The sequence below is a fragment of the Parahoeflea alexandrii genome (genome assembly GCF_024105735.1).
In the GTDB taxonomy this organism is placed as follows: domain Bacteria; phylum Pseudomonadota; class Alphaproteobacteria; order Rhizobiales; family Rhizobiaceae; genus Hoeflea; species Hoeflea alexandrii.
In genome coordinates, this window is record NZ_JAAAML010000003.1 from 39,296 (window position 1) to 58,974 (window position 19,679).

The window sequence follows — 19,679 nt, forward strand, 5'->3', positions numbered from 1 at the left end:
TCAACGTCGAAAATGCGTTCCCGTGAGGGAAACGACGGTGGCGGGAAGGGGTCTGGCAAGCCGCTCGGCACGATATGGTCTGTGCCGCGGCTTTGCGCCGCTCACTGGGGCTGAAATCCTTTGCGCAATCCCGCGCCGTGGGGCATCAGGCGACCTTGCGCCAGGGTTCCTCGCGGACGAATGCCATCAGCTGTTCCGAGGTCATGGGACGCGCCAGCGCATAGCCCTGCAACGTGTCGCAGCCGATATCGCGCAGGATGCCGGCATGCTCCATGGTCTCCACACCTTCGGCCACCACCTTGATGCCGAGCGACTGGCCGATATCGATGATCGACGCCACCAGGTTGCGCTGGCTGGGAGATGAAACCAGCGGCGAGATCAGCTGCCGGTCAATCTTCAGCCGTGTCGGCTTGACCTGCACGAGGCTGACGATCGAAGCAAAGCCGGTGCCGAAATCATCGATCTCGATATCGATGCCCAGGGATTTGAGGTGGGCGATGTTGGCGACGATGGTTTCGTTCTTGTCATCGAGAAAGATCGATTCGAGCAGCTCGAACGACAGCGTGCCGCGCTCGAAGCTGAGCCCGTTGAGGCTTTCGATGAGATCGTCGTCATAAAGCCGGCCGGCGGAAACATTGACTGACATCTTGGGAATCGAGATCCCGGCGGCCTTCCAGCGCGTTGACTGCCACAAGGTTTGTTCCAGGATGGCGCGGTCGATCAGCGGAACCACGTTGAGTTCCCCCGCGGTCTTCAGGAATGCATCCGGCGAAAGCACGCCTTCGCTCGGATGGATCCAGCGGGCGAGCGCTTCCACGCCAATGATATCGAGTGTCCTGGCGTCGAATTGCGGCTGGAAAAAGGGCACGAACTCGCTGCGGTCCAGGCCGTTGAGAATGTCGTCGGCGACCCGCTTGTTGCGGATGATCTCGGCCTTGAGCGAACTGTTGAAGAACTCGCACCTGTTCCGGCCGTTGCTCTTGGCACGGTAGAGAGCGATGTCCGCGTCAATCAGCAATCTCTTGCCGCAATGCTTGTTGCCTGGTTCCGCCATGGCAACGCCAATGCTGACCCCGAAGCGGCATTCATGGCCCTCATAGGGAACCGGTTCGCGCATCTTGGTGATGATCCGGTTGGCGAGCGATTCGAGTTCCGCCTCGCCGGCCTCGGAAGTCGTGGCGATGATGAATTCGTCGCCGCCGATGCGGGCAACGAAATCGTTGGCGCGTGTGCTCGCCGACAGCACCGATGCGGCATGGACCAGCATCGCGTCACCGGCTGCATGTCCCAGCGTGTCGTTGATCTGCTTGAACCGGTCGAGATCGATATGCAGCAACGCGGTGACCCTGTTTCCGGCTGCGCCATCGTTCAGCATTTCATCGAGAAAGCGCCGGTTGGGCAGACCGGTCAGGCTGTCGTGAAGGGAGTTGCGCTCCATCTGGGCGCGTGCCTCTTCCAGTTCCTGGTTGCGCGCCTCGGCGCTTTGCTTGGCCGCCAGCAGGCTGGCGTTGAGTTCGACATCCGCGGACACGTCCCAGACCACACCGATCAGGAATCGTGATCCGTTTCCATCAGCGTGGACCGCTCCGATGGAGCGTACCCATCGGGTTGTGCCGTCAAGCGAGCGGATCCGGAAATTCGAGTTGTAGTCGCCGCCCGTTGATACCGCGTCTTCAAACTCTTCAGTGGCCTTTGCAAGGTCATCGGGATGGACCGCATTGGCCCAGGTTTCCTTTGTAATCCGCTTGATGTCATCGGTGAGACCGAAAAGCTCCCGGATCCGTGTGTCCCAGTTGATTTCCCAGGTGTCGAGGTTGACTTCCAGAACGCCTATTTTCGATGTTTCCAGCGCAAGCTTGTGCCTCTGCGACAATCGCTGGAGCTGACCTTGCCGGCGGTTGATCTCCTGAATGTGCGTCTGGCGAATATCGTTGAGATAGCCCGCGATCAGGATGGGCAGTATGACCAGCAAGCCGGCAAGCAGGATCACCGACCGGATCTGCCAGGCATTGTCAGGGGTTGTCGACCATCCGCCAGCGGGGACGGCCGCGATCTGCCAGCTGCCGCTCGGCAGGGAGACCTGCGAAGTGACCGGCTCGTCGCCGAAAATGCCTGGGTCGCCGAAGAACACGGCTCCGGTCTCGCCCGTGGCGTCTTGACCGCGAATGGCTATCTTCAGAGGCAGGTTGAGGTCCGACAGGCCACTGGCCGCATAGAGCCGTTCAGTGTCAACCACCGCTGCAACCAGGCCCCAGAGATGCCGGTCACCGGACTGGTTCTCGACAAACACCGGAAAACGCCCGACAAATCCTTGGCCGCCCTGCAGCAGGTTGACCGGTCCGGCCAGCACCATCTGCTTGGATGCGACCGCGCGCAGCGCTGCTTCCCGTTGCATTTCGTTCCTGCGATAGTCGAGGCCGATGGCCTTCTCGTTGCCTTCGACCGGGTACATCAGGCTGATGACCATTCCCGGAGCACCGGCGATGTTGCGCAGTTGCGAATGTTCGCCCACAAGCCCGGCTGCGATCTTGCTGAACTGGACCTGGTCCATAGCCGGTTGCGTGGCGATAACCGAGACAAGCCCCCGGACCAGCTGGATATTGCTGGTGATGTTGCCTTCCAGTTTCGCCCGCACAAGGCCGAGTTGCTCGCTGACCTTTACCCTGGCACCCTGATGATGGACGATGCGGTTCTGGTACTCGGCGAACACGCCGGTTGCCACCGTGACCGCAAGCGCAATCCCGGCAGCAAGAACAGTTGGCCGTGACAGCAGGTGCGGGCGCCTGGGTTTGGGGTTTGAATTGCCTGGCATTGCTGTCTACTTGTCGCTGTTCTCGAGGTCTGTAAGTTCTGCGACGGCATGAGGCCGCCGCCGTGCTTCAAAAAGAATGCTAATTCAGAAGTGTGTAATAAATGCCTAAGGCCGTATTGCTTCCGATATCGGTTTGAAGTTTTGTTCTTGTTAAGCTTTCGTGGGAGCAACACTGGTTCTTGTCGACTGCGATGTCGGGCAAACAGGGCCGTAGAAGGTCATGTCCTGCGACAAGCTTGCAGAGCTTGTTAATGGGTAACACCGCTGCTTGAGCTGACTGCGTCGGTTTTTCCCGAACGCGCATGACAAACCATTTCCCAGATGATTTAATGAGTTCGCCGGCGTGCAACCGATCAGGGAGAAGGATCGGAAGTGGAGGTCGCCGGCACCACGGGGCGCGCCGATGAAAGCGCTTCCATTTTGGAATTTTCGGGAGGAAAGAATGCTTAGATTGAAATCCGTAAAGACGTTGGTGATTGCTTCCGCGGTCTCGCTTGCCGCGGCGACTGGCGCTCTGGCGTTTCCGGACAAGGCGATCGAATACATCATCCCGTTCGGCCCGGGCGGTGAATCCGATATTTCCGCCCGCTTTCAGCAGCCCTTCTTCAAGGACAAGTTCGGCCAGGATCTGGTGGTTTCCTACAAGCCGGGCGGCGGCGGTGCCGTCGGCTGGGCACAGCTCAACTCGATGGCCGGCGATGGCTATACCATCATGGGCATCAACCTGCCGCATATTGTCATCCAGCCCGCCCAGAAGGATGTCGGCTACACGACGGAAGACATCAACGCCTTCTACATGTTTCACTACACACCCGATGCGATCGTCGTGACTGCTGACAGTCCTTACCAGGCGCTTGAGGACCTGATCGCCGACGCCAAGGCCAATCCTGGCGCGCTGACCATGTCCGGCTCGGGCAAGGCCACCGCCAATCACCTGGCGCAAATCCGCTTTGACAAGATGGCCGGCATCAAGACCACCTATGTGCCTTTCAAGGGCACCGGCGCGTCGACCACCGCCAACCTCGGCAAGCAGGTCAAGGCGCAGTGGGGTTACACCACCGTTGGTGCGGCCCAGGGCGACGCGGTCCGGATGTTGGCGGTGGCCATGGAAGAACGCCATCCGCTGTTCCCCGATGTGCCGACCTTCAAGGAACTTGGCTTCGAGATGGTTGGCGGTGCCTATCGCGGCATGGCCGTCCCCAAGGACACGCCGGCTGATACTGTCAAGGCATTGTCCGACATGTTCGGCGAAATCAACGCCGACGAGGCATTCCGCAAGCAGATGCTCGACGGCGGGTTTGCCCTGCTCGATGTCGGTGCCGACGGCATGGCGGAGTTCATGAAGGCCCGCAAGGACGAATATGTCGAGGCGGCAACGGAAGCGGGCCTGCTCAACTGATCCATCGCCTTGCGCCCGGGCCGGGATGGCCCGGGTGTTTCTTGCGGGCAGTGTGACACGAGCCAAAGAGGCGACCGCTCGCCATAGGGCAGTATCCTTGGGCGCTCGCACTCGAGCTGAATGGACAATCCGACATGGATTTTGAACATCTGGCCAATGCGCTGACATTGACCAATCTGGCGCTTGCGCTGTTCGGCGTTGTCGCAGGCACGGTCATCGGATCGATCCCGGGCCTTTCTGCCACCATGGCGGTCGCGGTGCTGGTGCCGATCACCTTTGCCATGACACCGGCTTCGGCGCTGATCCTTCTCGGCGCGATCTACACCGGCGCAATCTATGGCGGCGCCTATTCCGCCATCCTGCTCAATACGCCCGGCACGCCATCGGCCATCGGCACCACCTTTGACGGCTATCCCATGGCCAAGCGCGGTGATGGTGACCTGGCCGTCGCCATCGCCTGCTATGCCAGTGTTTTCGGCGGCATGATCGGGGCACTGGCGCTGCTGCTGCTGGCGCCGCCGCTGTCCTCGGTCGCGCTTGCGTTCGGGCCGGTCGAGTATCTCTGGCTCTCGATCTTCGGCCTGTCGCTGATCGCTTCGCTGTCGACCGGCAATGTGCTCAAGGGGCTGGCGGGCGGCGCTTTCGGCCTGCTGCTGTCCTGCGTCGGGGTTGCCGAGATTTCCGCCGACATCCGGCTGACCTTCGGCAGTCCCACCATGATCGGCGGCATCGAAGTTGTCGGCGCGCTGATCGGACTTTACTGCATACCGGTGCTGATTGATCTTGTCGCAACGCCGGAGCGCCATCTCAAGGTCGACAAGGGCGGCCGGGCGGTCCGGTTCCGCGAAGGCGCGATCATAGCCTGGCGCTCGAGGTTCAACCTGTTGCGGTCCTCGATCATCGGAACGCTGATCGGGATTCTTCCGGGAGCGGGCGGTTCCGTCGCAGGCCTCGTTGCCTATTCCGAAGCCAAGCGTACCGCCAGACCCGACCAGAAATTCGGCGAGGGCGAACCCGATGGCATCATGGCGACGGAAGCCGCCAACAACGCCACCGTCGGCGGCGGTTTCATCCCCACGCTGGTGCTCGGCATTCCAGGCACGCCGCCGGATGCGGTCATCCTGGGCGCGCTGCTGGTGCAGGGGGTTCGGACCGGGCCGACACTGTTCGAGGGCGGCGGATCGATCGTCTACACCTTCATTTTCGGCCTGTTCATAGCCACCATCCTGATGCTGCCCACGGGCCTCTTGATCGGCCGCTATGCCTACAAGACGATCGTGACCATCCCCAAGACCATCCTGGTTCCGTCGGTTGGCTTCATGACCATCATCGGCACCTTCGCCATCCGCAATTCGATTTCCGATGTTATCATCATGATCGTGCTGGGGACGGTCGGCTGGGTTCTGTCGCGCTTCGGCTTTGCCGCGTCCCCGATCGTGCTGGGGCTGATCCTTGGTCCGATCGCAGAGCAGGGCTTCGTCCAGGCCTGGATCATCGGCGAAGCCACCGGCAATCTCGCGGGCATGTTCTTTGGCCGGCCGATCTCGCTGGCGATCATCGCCTTCACCATCCTGTCGCTGCTCTACCCGGTCATTCAGGGCAGGCGGGCCAGGAAACTTCTCGATATGCAGGCGGGTTCTAATGCCAAGACAGACGATTGAGTTATCATCCAGAACCGGCAGGAAAGACATCGGGACACTGATCGTCGCGAGTGTGTTCATCTGCCTGGGTCTGATAACGCTCTACGACGTGACGACCTATTCGGACACCGATTCCGTGGTTTTCCCGACCTTTGTCGCCTATGCCCTGATCTTCTGTTCGGTGCTGGTGATTATCGCGTCCTGGCTCAGGCCGAGCCAAAGCAACGGGTTCGGAAGCGGCGACTGGTGGCGCAGGCTGCTGCTGGTGGCAACCATGCTGGTTGCCTGCCTCATCATGCCGGTCAGCGGTTTTCTGCCGGCAACGGCAATCGCTTTCGCCGGTGGGCTGTTCGCCGCGCGCCACGAGGGTTGGGATACCCGGAGCGCGGTGGTTTTCGCGGCGTCGGGCATCGCGATCATGGCTGGTTTCTATGCCCTCTTCCGCTTTGCACTGGGCGTGCCGCTGCCGTGATCCGGCGCGCGTGGCTTCTCGGCCTCACGTCACATGTTTGCGCCAGTCGTGCTCTTCCTTGAAGCCCAGCATCTCGCGGATCTTGCGGTTTGAATAAAGCGCTTCATGCTCGCCCATCTCGCGGGTCAGCGGCACGCCAGGGAAGAACCGCTCGGCGATCTCGGCGGTCGGCATGTCGACCGAATTGGTGTCGTTGCCGGCGTTGAACACCTGGTAGCCGAGGCCGTCGGTCTTCAGGCAGCGGTCGACGATCTGGCCGAGATCACGCGCGTCGATATAGCAGAAGATGTTGCGGCGGCGGACGCCCGGATCGGCGAAGAAACCGGGGAACCGGTCATACTCATGCGGCTCCATCACATTGCCGATCCTTAACGCATAGATATCGAAGCCTGAGCGGCGCTGGAAGCTGCGTGCCGTTTGTTCATTGACGACCTTGGACAGTCCATACGAGTCCATCGGGTTGACGTCCATGTCCTCTTCGACCGGCAACGACGCCGGGCTGACTTCGCCATCGGCGAAGCAGACGCCGTAAGTGGTTTCAGAGGAGGCGATGATGATCTTGCGGATGCCGAGCTTCACCGCAGCCTCGATGACGTTGTAGGTGCCGACCGTGTTGACGCGGAAGGTCTCATTGTCTGGACGGATGAGAATTCGCGGCACGGCGGCGAAGTGGACGACGGCGTCGAACTTCGGAACGCCTGTTCCGGGCTCCAGCTCATCGAAATTGGCGTAGCTGGTCAGGACGTTGAACATCTGCCCGGAATCGGTGATGTCGGCGGTGAGATTGTCGACGCCGGGATGGTTGAGAGGCGTCAGGTCGACATTGACCACCCGGTGCCCCTGGTCGAGAAGATAGGGAACCACATGTTTTCCGGCCTTGCCGGAGCCTCCGGTGAACAATATGCGCATCGTTGTCTCCTCCATCTTTCATGCTCTTGATGCAGCGCGTCAGACGCTGCGTCCGGCGGCGGCCCCGGAGGACCACGCCCATTGAAAATTGTGCCCGCCGAGGTGGCCGGTCACGTCCATCACTTCGCCGATGAAGTGCAGACCGGGAACCAGCCGGCTTTCCATGGTCTTCTGGTTTAGCTGGTTTGTATCGACCCCGCCAAGGGTGACCTCGGCTGTCCTGTAGCCCTCGGTGCCGCCGGGCACGATGCCGAAATTCCGGATGCCGGCGACGATCTCTTCTATCGCGCTGTTGCTCAGGTCCGCCAGCCGCGGCGGTGTTGTGTCGGCCTCGCTGCCCAGTTGCTGCGCCAGCCGCTTGGTCAGAACGTCGCCGAGAACCGTCCAGACCGATGCCTTGGGTCGCGTCGTCCGTCCGGCCTTGATATGGGACGCCAGGTCCAGACCGGGCGCAAGATCGATCGTGACCGTGTCACCCTCGCGCCAGTAGGAGGATACCTGCAGCATCGCAGGGCCCGAGAGCCCCCGATGGGTGAACAGCATGGCTTCGTCAAACGCGGTGCCATTGCACGATGCATGGACATCAAGCGCGACGCCCGAAAGGCTGCCCCAGCTCTCATGCATGTTGGAGGCCCAGGTGAACGGCACCAGCCCGGCCCTGGTCTCGGTCACATCATGACCGAATTGCCGGGCGAGTTCGTAGCCAAGCCCTGTGGCGCCCATCTTGGGGATGGACTTGCCGCCAGTAGCCACGACCAGTGAACGTGACTGCCATGTGCCGGCGCTGGTGCGTGTCTCAAAGCCGCCGTCCACCTGCGTGACCTTGGTGATGTCCGTCGCCAGTTCCAGCCGGGCCCCGGCCTCGCGCATGTCACTGGTCAGCATGGCGATGATCTCGCGCGCCGACCCGTCGCAGAACAATTGCCCCAGTGTCTTTTCGTGAAACGCGATGCCGCGGGTTTTCACGCGGTCGATGAAATCATGCTGGGTGAAGGATTTGAGCGCAGAGATGGCGAAATGCGGGTTGTTGGAAATGAAATTTTTCGGCGTGCAGTGCAGATTGGTGAAGTTGCAGCGTCCGCCGCCGGATATGCGGATCTTCTCGCCCGGCGCCTTGGCATGGTCGATCACCACGACCGAGCGGCCGCGCTGCCCGGCTTCGATGGCGCACATCATGCCCGCGGCACCCGCGCCCAGAACGACGACATCCGTTTTGGTGATGGCTGACATTGAGGCTCCGGATTGTGGCTGCCCGGCAAGACCGGCAGCCTGGGCATGAGATCGATCCCAATACCAGACCGTTCGGCCGCGACAAACCCCGCAGATCCGAGAATTCCGCCCCAGTCTCGGCAGTTGCCAGCAGCGCATCGCTGCCTGTAGGTAGATTCAGGACTTCAGCGGGATTGACCATGGCCACTTACTCCTTCGACCTCGATCCCGTTTCCGTGAGCATCGACCTGAGCGTCGGCCATATCGCCGAACTGAAGATCCGCGATGGAAACCGCATATTGTCCCCGCTTCACCGGGCCCCGTGGGTCGATGACCCGGAAGCGGACTTTCCGCCCGACACGCCGGCCAACGTCCGAAGGTTGTCGGGCGATTTCTTCTGTGCCCCCTTTGGCCGCAACGATATAGAGGAAGGACCTCCGCACGGCTGGAGCGCTAACAGCGCCTGGGATCACATCGAAACCACCCGGCAGGAGAACCGGTTGACGGCTGTCTTCCGGCTGCAGCGGAAGGTTATGGGAGCGATCGTTGAAAAGCGGATTTCGCTGATCGCCGGGCATCCGTTCATCTATCAGGAGCACAGCCTCACGGGCGGAGAAGGGGCAGTCTCGGTTGCCCATCATGTGATGGTTCACATGGCAGGTGGAGGAGATCTGGCGATCTCGCCGAAACGGCTGGCGCAAACGCTGCCGGAACCTCTGGAGACAGATCCCGCACGCGGCCGCTCTCTCCTGGCAGCCGGGACCGAGACGGCCGACCTCGCATGTTTTCCGCTCGCCGATGGGGGGGGGGCGGACCTGACCGCGTACCCGTTGGGCGATGCGCATGAGGATTTTGCCGCGCTGGTTGAACGACCAGGTCATTCGCTGGGCTGGAGCGTTGTAAGCCGCAAGCTTGAGTGCGACCGGGTCATTGTGCTCAAGCGTCCCGACACGCTGCCGCTCACCATGCTCTGGATGAGCAATGGCGGACGCCACTATGCGCCGTGGTCCAGCCGTCATACCGGTGTCCTGGGCATCGAGGACGCACGGGCGTCACCACTTGGTCACGCCGATTCGTGCCGGGAGAACAGCTTGAACCAGAGAGGCATTGCAACGGCATTTCAACTTGAAGAGGGAATGGCGACAACAGTTCGCCAGATCATCGGAGCCTGCGCGTCCGGGAAGGATGGCGATTCGATTCGCGATGTAACGGCGGAGACAGACCGATTGATTTTGAGGTCACAGGATGGTCGGGTCGGCACCCTAGCCTATGATCCGGCTTTTCTGTCTGCGTGAAAATGATCGGGATGAAGTTGATCGGGCATCTGTTCATCTGCGGTCGGGAATAACGGGCCGAACCAGTTTCCGGTGATTCGATCATGGCACCGGAGAGAATACGCAGCCTCCCTCATCAGAAAGGAGGCTGCGCGAGGTGTTACAAGCCTTGGCCTGATCAGCAGGGCGCTTCGTAGACGCGGCCATAGGCGTCGCGATAGCGGCACATGCCGGGAGTGGTTGCTGCACCGATGAGAGCCCCGGCGGCACCGCCAATCAGGGCGCCGCCTGCGACATTGTTGCCCGTCGCTGCGGCGATCAGGGCGCCGGTGCCGGCTCCGACAGCCGCGCCGCCTGCGGCACGCTTTTCGGTGGTGGTGCAGCCGGCGGCGGCCAGAAGGGATACCGCGGCGAGGGTGGAAAGAACGAGTCTGGTCATCAAAGGCTCCATCTTGATGCATGAACTACAAACGGACGCAAACTCACTCGAACGAGGATTGATGCTTCCGGGCCACGGTCTCATTGTACAGGATAACGATGGCTGACACCATCATGGCGATGCTCATCGCAAGTGCAAGCGTTGAAATCAACATGGTCAGTCCTTTCGGGTCATCTTTCATTCGTTTCGTCTAGTAAACGCTGATGAACCGGATTTGGTTGCATTGCTCCTCAAGATATTTTGCGCCGGGTCCTTTCTGGCGGAATCCGCGAGGGCAGGGGTCTGGTGGAACAGATCCCGGCAACACGCCCATCCATGATTTTGAGAGCCCACCACGCGTGGTCCTTCGGGATGCAGCCTGAAACGGATGATTGCCTTGGTGTATCGAGGCGGGCCTACTGGCGGTTCATGCCCGAGCGATGTGCCCATCCGGTCATGCGCATCTCGAGCCATGCCATAAGCGCGTACATGACGATGCCTTCGATGGCGAGCATCACCAGTCCGGCAAACACCAGCGGCACGTTGAATTGGCTCTGGGCTGCCAGCATCATGTGCCCCAGGCCGGAATTTGCCGCCACGGTCTCGGAAATCACCGAGCCGACGAAGGCAAGTGTGATGGCGATCTTCAGCGAGCCGAAGAAATAGGGCATCGACCGCGGGATGCCGACCTTGAGCATGATGTCGAGCTTCTTGGCGCCAAGCGCCCGCAGCACGTCTTCCATCTCAGGCTCGATGGTGGCAAGGCCGGTTGCGACATTGACCACGATCGGGAAGAAGGCGATCAGAAACGCGGTCAGGATGGCCGGCACCGTGCCGATGCCGAACCAGATCACCAGGATCGGCACGACCGCGACCTTGGGAACGGCGTTGAAGCCGATCATCAGCGGATAGAGGCCCTTGTAGATAAAGCGCGACCAGCCGACGAGCAGTCCGAGCGCCAGTCCGCCGGCGACCGCCAGGGCAAACCCCACAAGGGTGGTGTAGAGCGTTTGCAGCGAATTCTTCCAGATTGCCGGCCAGTAGTCGACGATCGACTGGGCGACAACCGACGGCGCCGGGAGGATGTAGACCGGCAGGCTGAGGCCGCGCGATGCAGCTTCCCAGAGTGCAAACAGCGTGATGGTATAGATCCACGGCGCAAGGTCGGTGAAATCACGTTTGGGTCGGGCCTCGGCCATCAGACTGCCTCCGCCTGTTGCGCCCGTGCCGTGGCGATATGGCCGCGCAGATCGTGGACGACATCGGTAAACTCGGCTTCGAACATGATTTCCAGATCCCGGGGGCGCGGGAAATGCACCTCGCGTTCAGTGATGATCTTGCCCGGACGGGCGCTCATTACGAAGATCCGGTCCGCCAGGAACACCGCTTCGCGCAGATCGTGGGTGACAAGCACCACGGTGACATCGGTTGAAAAATGCAGGTCCCGGATCACGCACCAGAGTTCTTCGCGGGTAAAGGCGTCGAGCGCCCCGAACGGCTCGTCCAGCATCAAGAGGTCCGGCTCGTGGATCAGCGCCCGGCATAGGCTGGCGCGCTGCTGCATGCCGCCCGAAAGCTGCCAGGGATACTTCGAGCCGAAGCCCTTCAGCCCCACGGTCTCAAGCAGGTGCTCGGCCTTTTCGGCATATTCCTTGCGGTGGGTGCGGATCCGGCCGCGATGCTTTTCCACGATCTCGAGCGGCAGCAGGATGTTGTCGAGTGTCGTCCGCCACGGCAGCATTGTCGGGTTCTGAAACGCCATGCCGACGATCGAGACCGGCTCGGTGACCCGCTCTCCAGCCACGCTGACGGTGCCTGTCTGGGGAATGTAGAGACCGGTGACCAGTTTCATGAGAGTAGACTTGCCGCACCCTGACGGTCCGACGACGGCTGCGAATTCACCCTTTTTCACGGCCATTGTCAGGCCTGAAACCGCCAGCGTTCCTTCAGCGCCGCCGTAACGCATGTCGACATTTTCAATGCCGACCATCGGCACGGCAGAAGGATTGGTCATGGTCTGGTCCCGCCTGGCCCGCTGCTGTCAACGCGCCATTGTCCTGTGCAGCGGGTCCCGGTCACGGGACCCGCGGTTGAAAGCCCCGTGTCAGGGAAGCATACGCTCTTCTTTCGGCGCAAGGTAGGAGCTGTCGAACACCTTGTCCGCAGCCGGCGGGTTGGCAACGCCCATTGATGTCTTGAGGAACTCCATCGACTGCGTCAGCTTGGCAGGATCGATGCCGCCAAAGCCGTTGGCAACCACCGCGGGCGTCTTGATCGACTGGGCGATCGCCATGTTGAGGCGGTCAAGCTCGACGTCCTTGTTGAGCACTTCATTGCGCGGGATCACGAACCCGACGGCTGCTTCCGGGTCTGCGACCGTGTCCTGGAAGCCCTTGGTCAGCGCCTTGATGAAGCCCTTGACCGCATCGGGATTGGCTTCGGCGAAATCGGAATTGACCATCACCACGTTGCCGTAGAGATCAAGCCCGTTCTCGGCCATCATGATCAGCGCGATGTCGTCCGGATCGACCCCCTGGGCCTTCAGGTTGATCACCGAGGAAAAGGAGAAGCCGAAGATCGCGTCGACCTGGCCCTGCGCCAGCATCGGCTCGCGGACTGGGAAGCCAACGTTTTCGATGGTGATCGTGCCCGTGTCGATGCCTGCGACGGAAGCAAAGGCCGGCCACTGGCCGAACGCCGCGTCCGGTGGAGGCGCGCCGAGCTTCTTGCCTTCGAGCGATTTCGGATCCTCGCTCACACCGAGGCTCTTGCGTCCGATGACGGCAAACGGCGGGCGCTCATAGGCCATCATTACCGCCTTCACCTTGCCGTCCGGGTTTTCCTCGAGGAACTTGATCAGAGCATTAACGTCGCCAAAGCCCATGTCATAGGCGCCGGTCGCCACCCGCGGGATCGATTCGCGGCTGCCGGCGCCGCTGTCGATGGTGACGTCCAGGCCTTCATCCTTGAAGTAGCCCTTGTCGAGCGCGATGAAGAATGGCGCGGAGGGCGCCTCGAATTTCCAGTCGAGTGTGAATTTGACGGCTGTTTCTGCCTGGGCCGCGCTGGCCGAGATTGCGAGTGCAGCGCAAACACCGAGAATATGACGCATGATTTTCCCCTGTGGAGGTTTTTCGGTTCTTGTTGGGCTGCATCCTGAAAAGCAAATGATGAAAAATCAAGCGGAAAAATCGAATGGCAAAAAAATAAGCAGTATGCCAAAATATTGATCATGAAATCGCGATATCTGATTGTTTAACAGACCGAATTTTGCCGATGCGGCCTTGCGTTACCTGTGGTCTTTTCAGATGATCGGGCTCGACACGATCAAAGGGCGCCGATGACTTCCCTGTATCCTCTTCCCAAGGCCGAAGGCGGCATGGCCATGCAGCGGACCCGCGGCGCAGGGCGCCTGTCGGTCAAGCTGTCCGCCGGTCAAAGCCGCATCGACCGGCTTTTTCAGGAAGGTTCCGCCCGTATCCGTCTCCCGCGCGTGGCCCGAGGGGCCCCGCTTGAGGCCGTACTGATCAACACCGCGGGCGGCCTGACCGGTGGCGATCGCATGGAATGGCAATTCGAGGCAGGCGAGGGCGCGGCGCTGCTGCTTGCCACTCAGGCCTGCGAGAAAACCTACAAGGCGCAGGGCGACAGTGAAGCCCGGGTCTCTGTGCAATTGAAGCTGAATGCCGGAAGTTCCTTGGCCTGGTTGCCGCAGGAAACCATCCTGTTTGACCGGGCGCGGCTGGCGCGAAGCATAGAGGTGGATATGGCTCCCGGAGCCCGACTGCTGATGGTGGAGCCGGTGGTCTACGGCCGCCTCGCCATGCGGGAGGCCGTTACCGAGGGCCAGTTCCATGACCGCTGGCGCATCCGCGAGGCAGGGCACCTGGTTCACGCCGAGGACATGAGGCTTGGGCCGATGATTGCCAAAGCCTTGAGCCGTCCGGCAGTGGCAAATGGCGGGCTGGCGATGGCGACCGTGCTGATGATCGCGCCGGATGCGGAGGCCAGGCTGGCCGACGCACGCCGGCTGGTCGGCGGCTGCGGCGGCGCCAGCCACATGATGATTCCTCCGGGTGCCGGCCAAGGCGCCGGAACTGGCAAGCTTCTTGCTCGCATTGTTGCAGGCGACAGCTATGAACTGCGCAAAGTGCTGGTACCATTGATCCGCCTGCTCAATCCTGCGGGCGGCATGCCGAAAGTCTGGTCGATTTGAGAGAGGCGCCATGAACCTGACACCGAGGGAAAAAGACAAACTGCTCATCGCCATGGCCGCCATCGTGGCGCGCAAACGGCTGGAGCGGGGCGTCAAGCTCAACCATCCCGAAGCCATCGCGCTAATCACCGATTTTGTCGTCGAAGGCGCGCGCGACGGCCGCCCGGTGGCCGATCTGATGGAGGCCGGCGCCCATGTGGTCACCCGCGACCAGGTGATGGATGGCATCGCCGAAATGATCCACGACATCCAGGTCGAGGCAACGTTCCCCGACGGCACCAAACTGGTGACCGTGCACGAACCGATCCGCTAGGAAAAGTCCGGTGAATCCGAAATCTCCCCTCGACGCCGCCCTTTTGTCAGAGCAGTATTTGCAATGCACGAAAGTGCTTCATCCTGACGGCGTGACCAATTGAGGGCGCCGCGTTGACCACAAGAGGAACTTCACGATGATCAAACGCTTTTTCATGACGACCGCGGCCCTTGTTGCCGCTACGGCTCCGGCCTTTGCGCACCTCGATCCTGCCGAGCATGGCTCGTTCGCGGCGGGTATTTCGCATCCGCTCTTCGGTCTCGACCATGTCTTGGTGATGCTGGCTGTTGGCCTCTGGGCGGCTTCGCTCGGTGGACGCGCCATGCTGGTCGTCCCCGCAAGCTTCGTTGGCGCGATGGGGCTCGGGTTTGCCGCCGCGATCGCTGGCGTGCCGCTTCCCTTCGTCGAACCGGTGATCTTGGCCTCGATCATTTTCATCGGCATCATGGTGGCCTTGGCGCTGCCTTTCTCGGTTGCCGGAATGGCGGTGTCGGTCGGCTTCTTTGCGGTATTTCATGGCCATGCGCACGGCGGTGAACTCGGCCAGGCCGGGGCGGCAAGCTTTGCCATCGGCTTCATGCTTGCAACCGCGGCGCTGCATGCCACCGGCATTGCGCTCGGCCTGGGTTTCTCCCGGCTTCAGGCATCTGCCGGGAAGGCCTATTTGACCCGCTCGGCAGGTCTTGCAACTGCCGCTGCCGGGTTGGCGCTGGCATTCGCCGGCTGATCGGAACAGGCTACGGAGAAATGACAATGGTCCCAGGTGAAATCATTACGAAAGAAGGCGATATCGAACTCAACGCGGGCGCGGCCACGGTCACGCTCAAGGTCGCCAACACCGGTGACCGGCCGGTGCAGGTGGGCAGCCATTATCATTTCTTCGAAACCAACGAGGCCCTGAGCTTCGACCGTGAAAGGGCGCGTGGCCAGAGGCTCGATATAGCCGCTGGCACCGCTGTCCGGTTTGAACCGGGCCAGGAACGCGACGTGACCCTCGTGCCGCTTTCGGGCGGCCGTGAGGTCTATGGATTTCAGCAGAAGGTGATGGGGAAACTCTGAAGGTTTCGCTGCGCCTGAACAGGGGGAAGGAGAACCCGTATGTGCCATGTATGCGTGATCAACAACGTCAAGTCCTCAATGCTGTCGCGCCGTGATTTCTTCCGCAAATCCGCGGCCGCCGGGCTCGCTGCCACGGCGGCGGGCGCTGTTTCCGCCCGCCCGGCCCTGGCCCAGGCAACCGGCAAGGTGGTCGATCTCACCCACACGCTTGACGGCGATTTCCCGACATTCGATGGCAAGCCTGGAATCCTTTACACCGAGAACGTCAATTTCGATGCTTCCGGCTACCAGCTCTGGGAACTGACCATTTTCGAGCACTCCGGCACCCATATCGATGCGCCGCTGCACTTCTCCAAGGACGGCACATCGGTGGCCGAACTCGATCCGCAAAACCTGATCTGTCCGCTCTGCATCATCGATATCAAGGCCAAGGCTGCCGACGAGCCGAATTCGATGGTCGAGCCCGAAGACATCGAGGCCTATCTCAGCGCTCACGGCGACATCCCCGAAGGCGCCTGCGTGGCCATGAACTCAGGCTGGCAGGACAAGGTCGGCGATGCCAGTTACCGCAACAACGCGGAAGGCAATTTCGCCTTTCCGGGCTTTTCCAAGGCTGCGACTGACATGCTGGCCGAGATGGGCGCGGCCTCGATCGCGGTTGACACGCTTTCGCTCGATCCGGGCAATTCGGCGGATTTCGCCGTCCATTACTCATGGCTCCCGGGTGGACGTTTTGGCATCGAGAACATCGCCAATCTCGATGCTCTGCCCGCGAGCGGGGCCACCCTGTTTGTCGGTGCTCCAAAGCACCGCAACGGCACCGGCGGTCCCGCCCGCATCATGGCCATGGTCTGATGGCCCGCAAACCCGCAAATCCCATCGAGATATGGCGAGCCTATGCCGGTCTCGGCATGCTCGCCCTGGAGGCGCAGGCCGTGGTGGGCATGCGGCTGCTTGGGATGAGTGGCGCCTGGCCGGTCGGCAAGAACGAGAACCGGAAAATGCTGTCGGAAAAGCCGCCGGCGTTTTCCAAGGCGGCCACCGCGGCGGCCAGAAAGGCGGCGTCAGGCGCAAGGCCGGATCAGGTCCTCTCGGCTGCCGTCAAGCCGCTGGCGCAAACCGCACGGGCAAACCGCAAGCGTCTCGCCGCCAAGGCGGGGTTTCGCGGGACGAAAGCATGAGCCGATTGAAGAAGATCGTTCGAAAAGGGTTGGGATTTGGTCTGGCCGGCCTGCTGGCGACCTCCACGCTGGCCGATGACAAGCCCGATTGCATCGATCCGCAGACCCAGATGGAAATGACCTATTGCGCCAGTGTCGACTATGAGGATGCCGACGCCGATCTCAATGCGCTCTGGCCCGATGTAATCGCCGCTGCAAAACTCAACGACGAATATGTGGCCGACATGGCGCGTGAACGCGGCGTGCCGACAACGGTGGAAGCCCTGCGCGATGCCCAGCGCGCCTGGATCAGGTTCCGCGACGCTCAATGCGAATTCGAAGCCTATGAAGTCTTCGGCGGCACCATGCAGCCGATGGTCGGAAGCCTCTGTCTGGCGCGGCTGACCCGAGAACGCATCACGTTGCTGTCCCAGGCACTTGAGAGCCGCTGATGGCCCGCTTTTTGCATGCTCGACTGACTGAGTGCTAAACCAACCGAGGATCACCGATGCCCGCCAAGATCTCCCGCTCATCCTACGCCGCGATGTATGGTCCGACCGTCGGTGACAAGGTCCGGCTTGCCGACACCGAGCTCTTCATCGAGGTCGAAAAGGACTTCACCACCTATGGCGAAGAGGTCAAGTTCGGCGGCGGCAAGGTGATCCGCGACGGCATGGGCCAATCCCAGGTCACCCGCGCCGATGGTGCCGTCGATACGGTTATCACCAATGCGCTGGTCGTCGATCACACCGGCATCTTCAAGGCCGATATCGGCTTGAAGGATGGCCGCATCGCGTCCATCGGCAAGGCTGGCAATCCCGACACTCAGCCCGGCGTCGACATTATTGTCGGCCCCGGCACCGAGGTGATTGCAGGTGAAGGCAAGATCCTCACCGCTGGCGGTTTCGACAGCCATATCCACTTCATCTGCCCGCAGCAGATCGAGGAAGCCCTGATGAGCGGGCTGACAACCATGCTCGGCGGCGGCACCGGCCCCGCGCACGGCACGCTGGCCACCACCTGCACGCCCGGCCCCTGGCACATCGGCCGCATGATCCAGGCCATGGACGCGTTCCCGATGAACATCGGCCTGTCGGGCAAGGGCAACGCCTCGAAACCGAGAGCGCTCGAGGAAATGATCCTCGGCGGCGCCTGCGCGCTCAAGCTGCACGAGGACTGGGGCACCACGCCGGCGGCCATCGACAATTGCCTCGCCGTGGCCGACCAGTATGACGTCCAGGTGATGATCCACACCGACACGCTCAATGAAAGCGGCTTTGTAGAGACCACTGTCGATGCCATCAAGGGCCGCACCATTCACGCCTTTCACACCGAAGGCGCCGGTGGCGGCCATGCACCCGATATCATCAAGGTCTGCGGGCTGCCGAATGTCCTGCCGTCCTCGACCAACCCGACCAGGCCCTACACGGTCAACACCATCGCCGAGCATCTCGACATGCTGATGGTCTGCCATCATCTGGACAGCTCTATTCCCGAGGACATTGCCTTCGCCGAAAGCCGCATCCGCAAGGAGACCATTGCCGCCGAAGACATCCTTCATGACATCGGCGCCTTCTCGATCATTGCGTCGGACAGCCAGGCGATGGGCCGCGTCGGCGAGGTGATCATCCGCACCTGGCAGACCGCCGACAAGATGAAGCGCCAGCGCGGCGCCTTGCCCGAGGAAACCGGCGACAATGACAATTTCCGCGTCCGCCGCTACATCGCCAAATACACCATCAACCCGGCGATCGCCCAGGGGGTGTCGAAACATATCGGCTCGATCGAGGTCGGCAAACGTGCCGATCTTGTGCTGTGGAATCCGGCCTTCTTCGGCGTCAAGCCCGACATGGTCTTGCTCGGTGGCATGATTGCCGCCGCCCCGATGGGCGATCCCAACGCCTCGATTCCGACCCCGCAGCCGGTGCATTACCGCCCCATGTTCGGTGCCTTTGGCAAGGCGCGGACGGAATCCTCAGTGACCTTCGTCAGCCAGGCGGCGATCGAGGACGGGCTTGCCCACAAGCTCGGTACCGCCAAGCAGCTCTGCGCGGTTGAAAACACCCGCGGCGGGATTTCCAAGTCATCCATGCTGCTCAACGACGCGCTGCCTCACATCGAGGTCGACCCGGAAACCTACGAAGTCCGCGCCGATGGTCAGCTGCTGACCTGCGAACCGGCGACAGTCGTGCCGATGGCGCAGCGCTATTTCATGTTTTAGATATGCCGCATGGCTGCGGACAAATACCTGCGGTCTCTTCAGTCCCGTTGATGCTCGTCAAGCCATGCAGCATCATTTTTGGCTTATACTTGACTTCTGAACGTCAGAAGGGAGAAGCCAATGTCCGGTATCAGGTTGAAGCACAAGGGGTGGGTTTTGATTGTAGACGGCGAGAAGGCATTGTTTCTGGAAAACACCGGCACTCCGGATCACCCGGAACTGCATGTGGTCACCGCGTTCGGGCAATCCAACCCCAGAACATCGGCACAGGGTGAGGATCGTCCCGGACGCCTGTCCGACGGGATGGGCAGCGCGCACCGAAGTGCGGTGCAGGAAACCGATTGGCACCGCTTGGCCAAACACGAATTCGCCCATAAGATCGCATCGCTGCTCGAGCAGGAAGCTCAGGCGGACCGCTTCGACCAACTCGTCATCGTGGCGCCGTCGGTGATCATGGGTGAATTGCGCAAGTCGTTGTCTGGCCGTGTTTCAGACCGGATTGTTGCGGAAGTGGCAAAGGATCTCACCAAGCACCCGGTGCCTGAAATTGAAAAGCTGCTTTTCGGATAGGGATACG

At 61.4% G+C, this 19,679-nt stretch carries 20 protein-coding genes; 13 read left to right on the forward strand and 7 right to left on the reverse strand.

The window, feature by feature from the left end; all coding sequences use genetic code 11:
* Positions 1 to 145: 145 nt before the first annotated feature.
* Entirely contained in the window at positions 146 to 2,812 is a 2,667-nt protein-coding gene (locus tag GTW23_RS15050) for a bifunctional diguanylate cyclase/phosphodiesterase (RefSeq protein WP_252916359.1), read from the reverse strand.
* Between the two features lie 442 nt (positions 2,813 to 3,254).
* On the opposite strand from GTW23_RS15050, the gene GTW23_RS15055 reads away from it, so the two are divergent.
* From GTW23_RS15055 to GTW23_RS15065, 3 genes are all read left to right on the forward strand, one after another.
* Positions 3,255 to 4,211, forward strand: a complete 957-nt coding sequence (locus GTW23_RS15055; RefSeq protein ID WP_252916360.1) for a tripartite tricarboxylate transporter substrate binding protein — start codon at positions 3,255 to 3,257, stop codon at positions 4,209 to 4,211.
* 134 nt (positions 4,212 to 4,345) lie between these two features.
* Entirely contained in the window at positions 4,346 to 5,872 is a 1,527-nt protein-coding gene (locus GTW23_RS15060; RefSeq protein WP_252916361.1) for a tripartite tricarboxylate transporter permease, read from the forward strand.
* Positions 5,853 to 6,323, forward strand: a complete 471-nt coding sequence (locus tag GTW23_RS15065; protein ID WP_252916362.1) for a tripartite tricarboxylate transporter TctB family protein — start codon at positions 5,853 to 5,855, stop codon at positions 6,321 to 6,323. The genes GTW23_RS15060 and GTW23_RS15065 overlap by 20 nt, the downstream gene beginning before the upstream one ends.
* A 24-nt stretch (positions 6,324 to 6,347) precedes the next feature.
* On the opposite strand, the gene GTW23_RS15070 is transcribed toward GTW23_RS15065, so the two are convergent.
* Together GTW23_RS15070 and GTW23_RS15075 are read right to left on the reverse strand one after the other, a co-directional pair.
* On the reverse strand, positions 6,348 to 7,232 hold the full coding sequence (locus GTW23_RS15070) for an NAD-dependent epimerase/dehydratase family protein (protein WP_252916363.1): 885 nt from the start codon (positions 7,230 to 7,232) through the stop codon (positions 6,348 to 6,350).
* Positions 7,233 to 7,271: 39 nt separating this feature from the next.
* Positions 7,272 to 8,462, reverse strand: a complete 1,191-nt coding sequence (locus tag GTW23_RS15075; RefSeq protein ID WP_252916364.1) for a BaiN/RdsA family NAD(P)/FAD-dependent oxidoreductase — start codon at positions 8,460 to 8,462, stop codon at positions 7,272 to 7,274.
* A 179-nt stretch (positions 8,463 to 8,641) separates the two neighbouring features.
* Here GTW23_RS15075 and GTW23_RS15080 point away from each other — a divergent pair, with 179 nt between their 5' ends.
* Entirely contained in the window at positions 8,642 to 9,736 is a 1,095-nt protein-coding gene (locus GTW23_RS15080; RefSeq protein WP_252916365.1) for a hypothetical protein, read from the forward strand.
* A 157-nt stretch (positions 9,737 to 9,893) separates the two neighbouring features.
* Here GTW23_RS15080 and GTW23_RS15085 read toward each other — a convergent pair whose 3' ends face one another.
* The 4 genes from GTW23_RS15085 to GTW23_RS15100 all read right to left on the reverse strand — a co-directional run bounded on the left by GTW23_RS15085 (position 9,894) and on the right by GTW23_RS15100 (position 13,245).
* Positions 9,894 to 10,157 (reverse strand): hypothetical protein, encoded by a 264-nt coding sequence (locus tag GTW23_RS15085; RefSeq protein ID WP_193217315.1) that lies wholly within the window; start codon positions 10,155 to 10,157, stop codon positions 9,894 to 9,896.
* Between the two features lie 392 nt (positions 10,158 to 10,549).
* Entirely contained in the window at positions 10,550 to 11,332 is a 783-nt protein-coding gene (locus tag GTW23_RS15090; RefSeq protein WP_252916366.1) for an ABC transporter permease, read from the reverse strand.
* On the reverse strand, positions 11,332 to 12,147 hold the full coding sequence (locus tag GTW23_RS15095; RefSeq protein WP_244615217.1) for an ABC transporter ATP-binding protein: 816 nt from the start codon (positions 12,145 to 12,147) through the stop codon (positions 11,332 to 11,334). Before GTW23_RS15095 ends, GTW23_RS15090 begins: the two co-directional genes overlap by 1 nt.
* A 90-nt stretch (positions 12,148 to 12,237) precedes the next feature.
* A complete protein-coding gene (locus GTW23_RS15100) occupies positions 12,238 to 13,245 on the reverse strand; it encodes an ABC transporter substrate-binding protein (RefSeq protein WP_152009706.1) in 1,008 nt (335 codons plus the stop codon).
* A 228-nt stretch (positions 13,246 to 13,473) separates the two neighbouring features.
* Between GTW23_RS15100 and GTW23_RS15105 the strand changes: the two genes are divergently transcribed.
* The 9 genes from GTW23_RS15105 to GTW23_RS15145 all read left to right on the forward strand — a co-directional run bounded on the left by GTW23_RS15105 (position 13,474) and on the right by GTW23_RS15145 (position 19,672).
* On the forward strand, positions 13,474 to 14,349 hold the full coding sequence (locus GTW23_RS15105; protein ID WP_252916367.1) for an urease accessory protein UreD: 876 nt from the start codon (positions 13,474 to 13,476) through the stop codon (positions 14,347 to 14,349).
* 10 nt (positions 14,350 to 14,359) lie between these two features.
* The gene (locus GTW23_RS15110; protein WP_252916368.1) at positions 14,360 to 14,662 is read left to right on the forward strand and encodes an urease subunit gamma; all 303 of its coding nucleotides are present in this window, start codon (positions 14,360 to 14,362) and stop codon (positions 14,660 to 14,662) included.
* A 136-nt stretch (positions 14,663 to 14,798) separates the two neighbouring features.
* Entirely contained in the window at positions 14,799 to 15,389 is a 591-nt protein-coding gene (locus tag GTW23_RS15115) for a HupE/UreJ family protein (protein WP_252916369.1), read from the forward strand.
* A gap of 26 nt (positions 15,390 to 15,415) precedes the next feature.
* Positions 15,416 to 15,721: an urease subunit beta gene (locus GTW23_RS15120; RefSeq protein WP_252916370.1), complete on the forward strand. Its 306-nt coding sequence runs from the start codon at positions 15,416 to 15,418 to the stop codon at positions 15,719 to 15,721.
* Positions 15,722 to 15,760: 39 nt separating this feature from the next.
* The gene (locus GTW23_RS15125; protein ID WP_252916371.1) at positions 15,761 to 16,576 is read left to right on the forward strand and encodes a cyclase family protein; all 816 of its coding nucleotides are present in this window, start codon (positions 15,761 to 15,763) and stop codon (positions 16,574 to 16,576) included.
* Positions 16,576 to 16,902 (forward strand): hypothetical protein, encoded by a 327-nt coding sequence (locus GTW23_RS15130; RefSeq protein WP_252916372.1) that lies wholly within the window; start codon positions 16,576 to 16,578, stop codon positions 16,900 to 16,902. The genes GTW23_RS15125 and GTW23_RS15130 overlap by 1 nt, the downstream gene beginning before the upstream one ends.
* Positions 16,899 to 17,333, forward strand: coding sequence for a lysozyme inhibitor LprI family protein (locus GTW23_RS15135; protein ID WP_252916373.1), 435 nt, complete (start codon positions 16,899 to 16,901; stop codon positions 17,331 to 17,333). The genes GTW23_RS15130 and GTW23_RS15135 overlap by 4 nt, the downstream gene beginning before the upstream one ends.
* Before the next feature lie 56 nt (positions 17,334 to 17,389).
* Positions 17,390 to 19,102 carry an urease subunit alpha gene (gene ureC / locus GTW23_RS15140; protein ID WP_252916374.1) on the forward strand — a complete coding sequence of 571 codons (1,713 nt, stop codon included), beginning with the start codon at positions 17,390 to 17,392 and terminating at the stop codon, positions 19,100 to 19,102.
* Between the two features lie 120 nt (positions 19,103 to 19,222).
* On the forward strand, positions 19,223 to 19,672 hold the full coding sequence (locus tag GTW23_RS15145; protein WP_252916375.1) for a baeRF12 domain-containing protein: 450 nt from the start codon (positions 19,223 to 19,225) through the stop codon (positions 19,670 to 19,672).
* Positions 19,673 to 19,679: the final 7 nt, after the last annotated feature.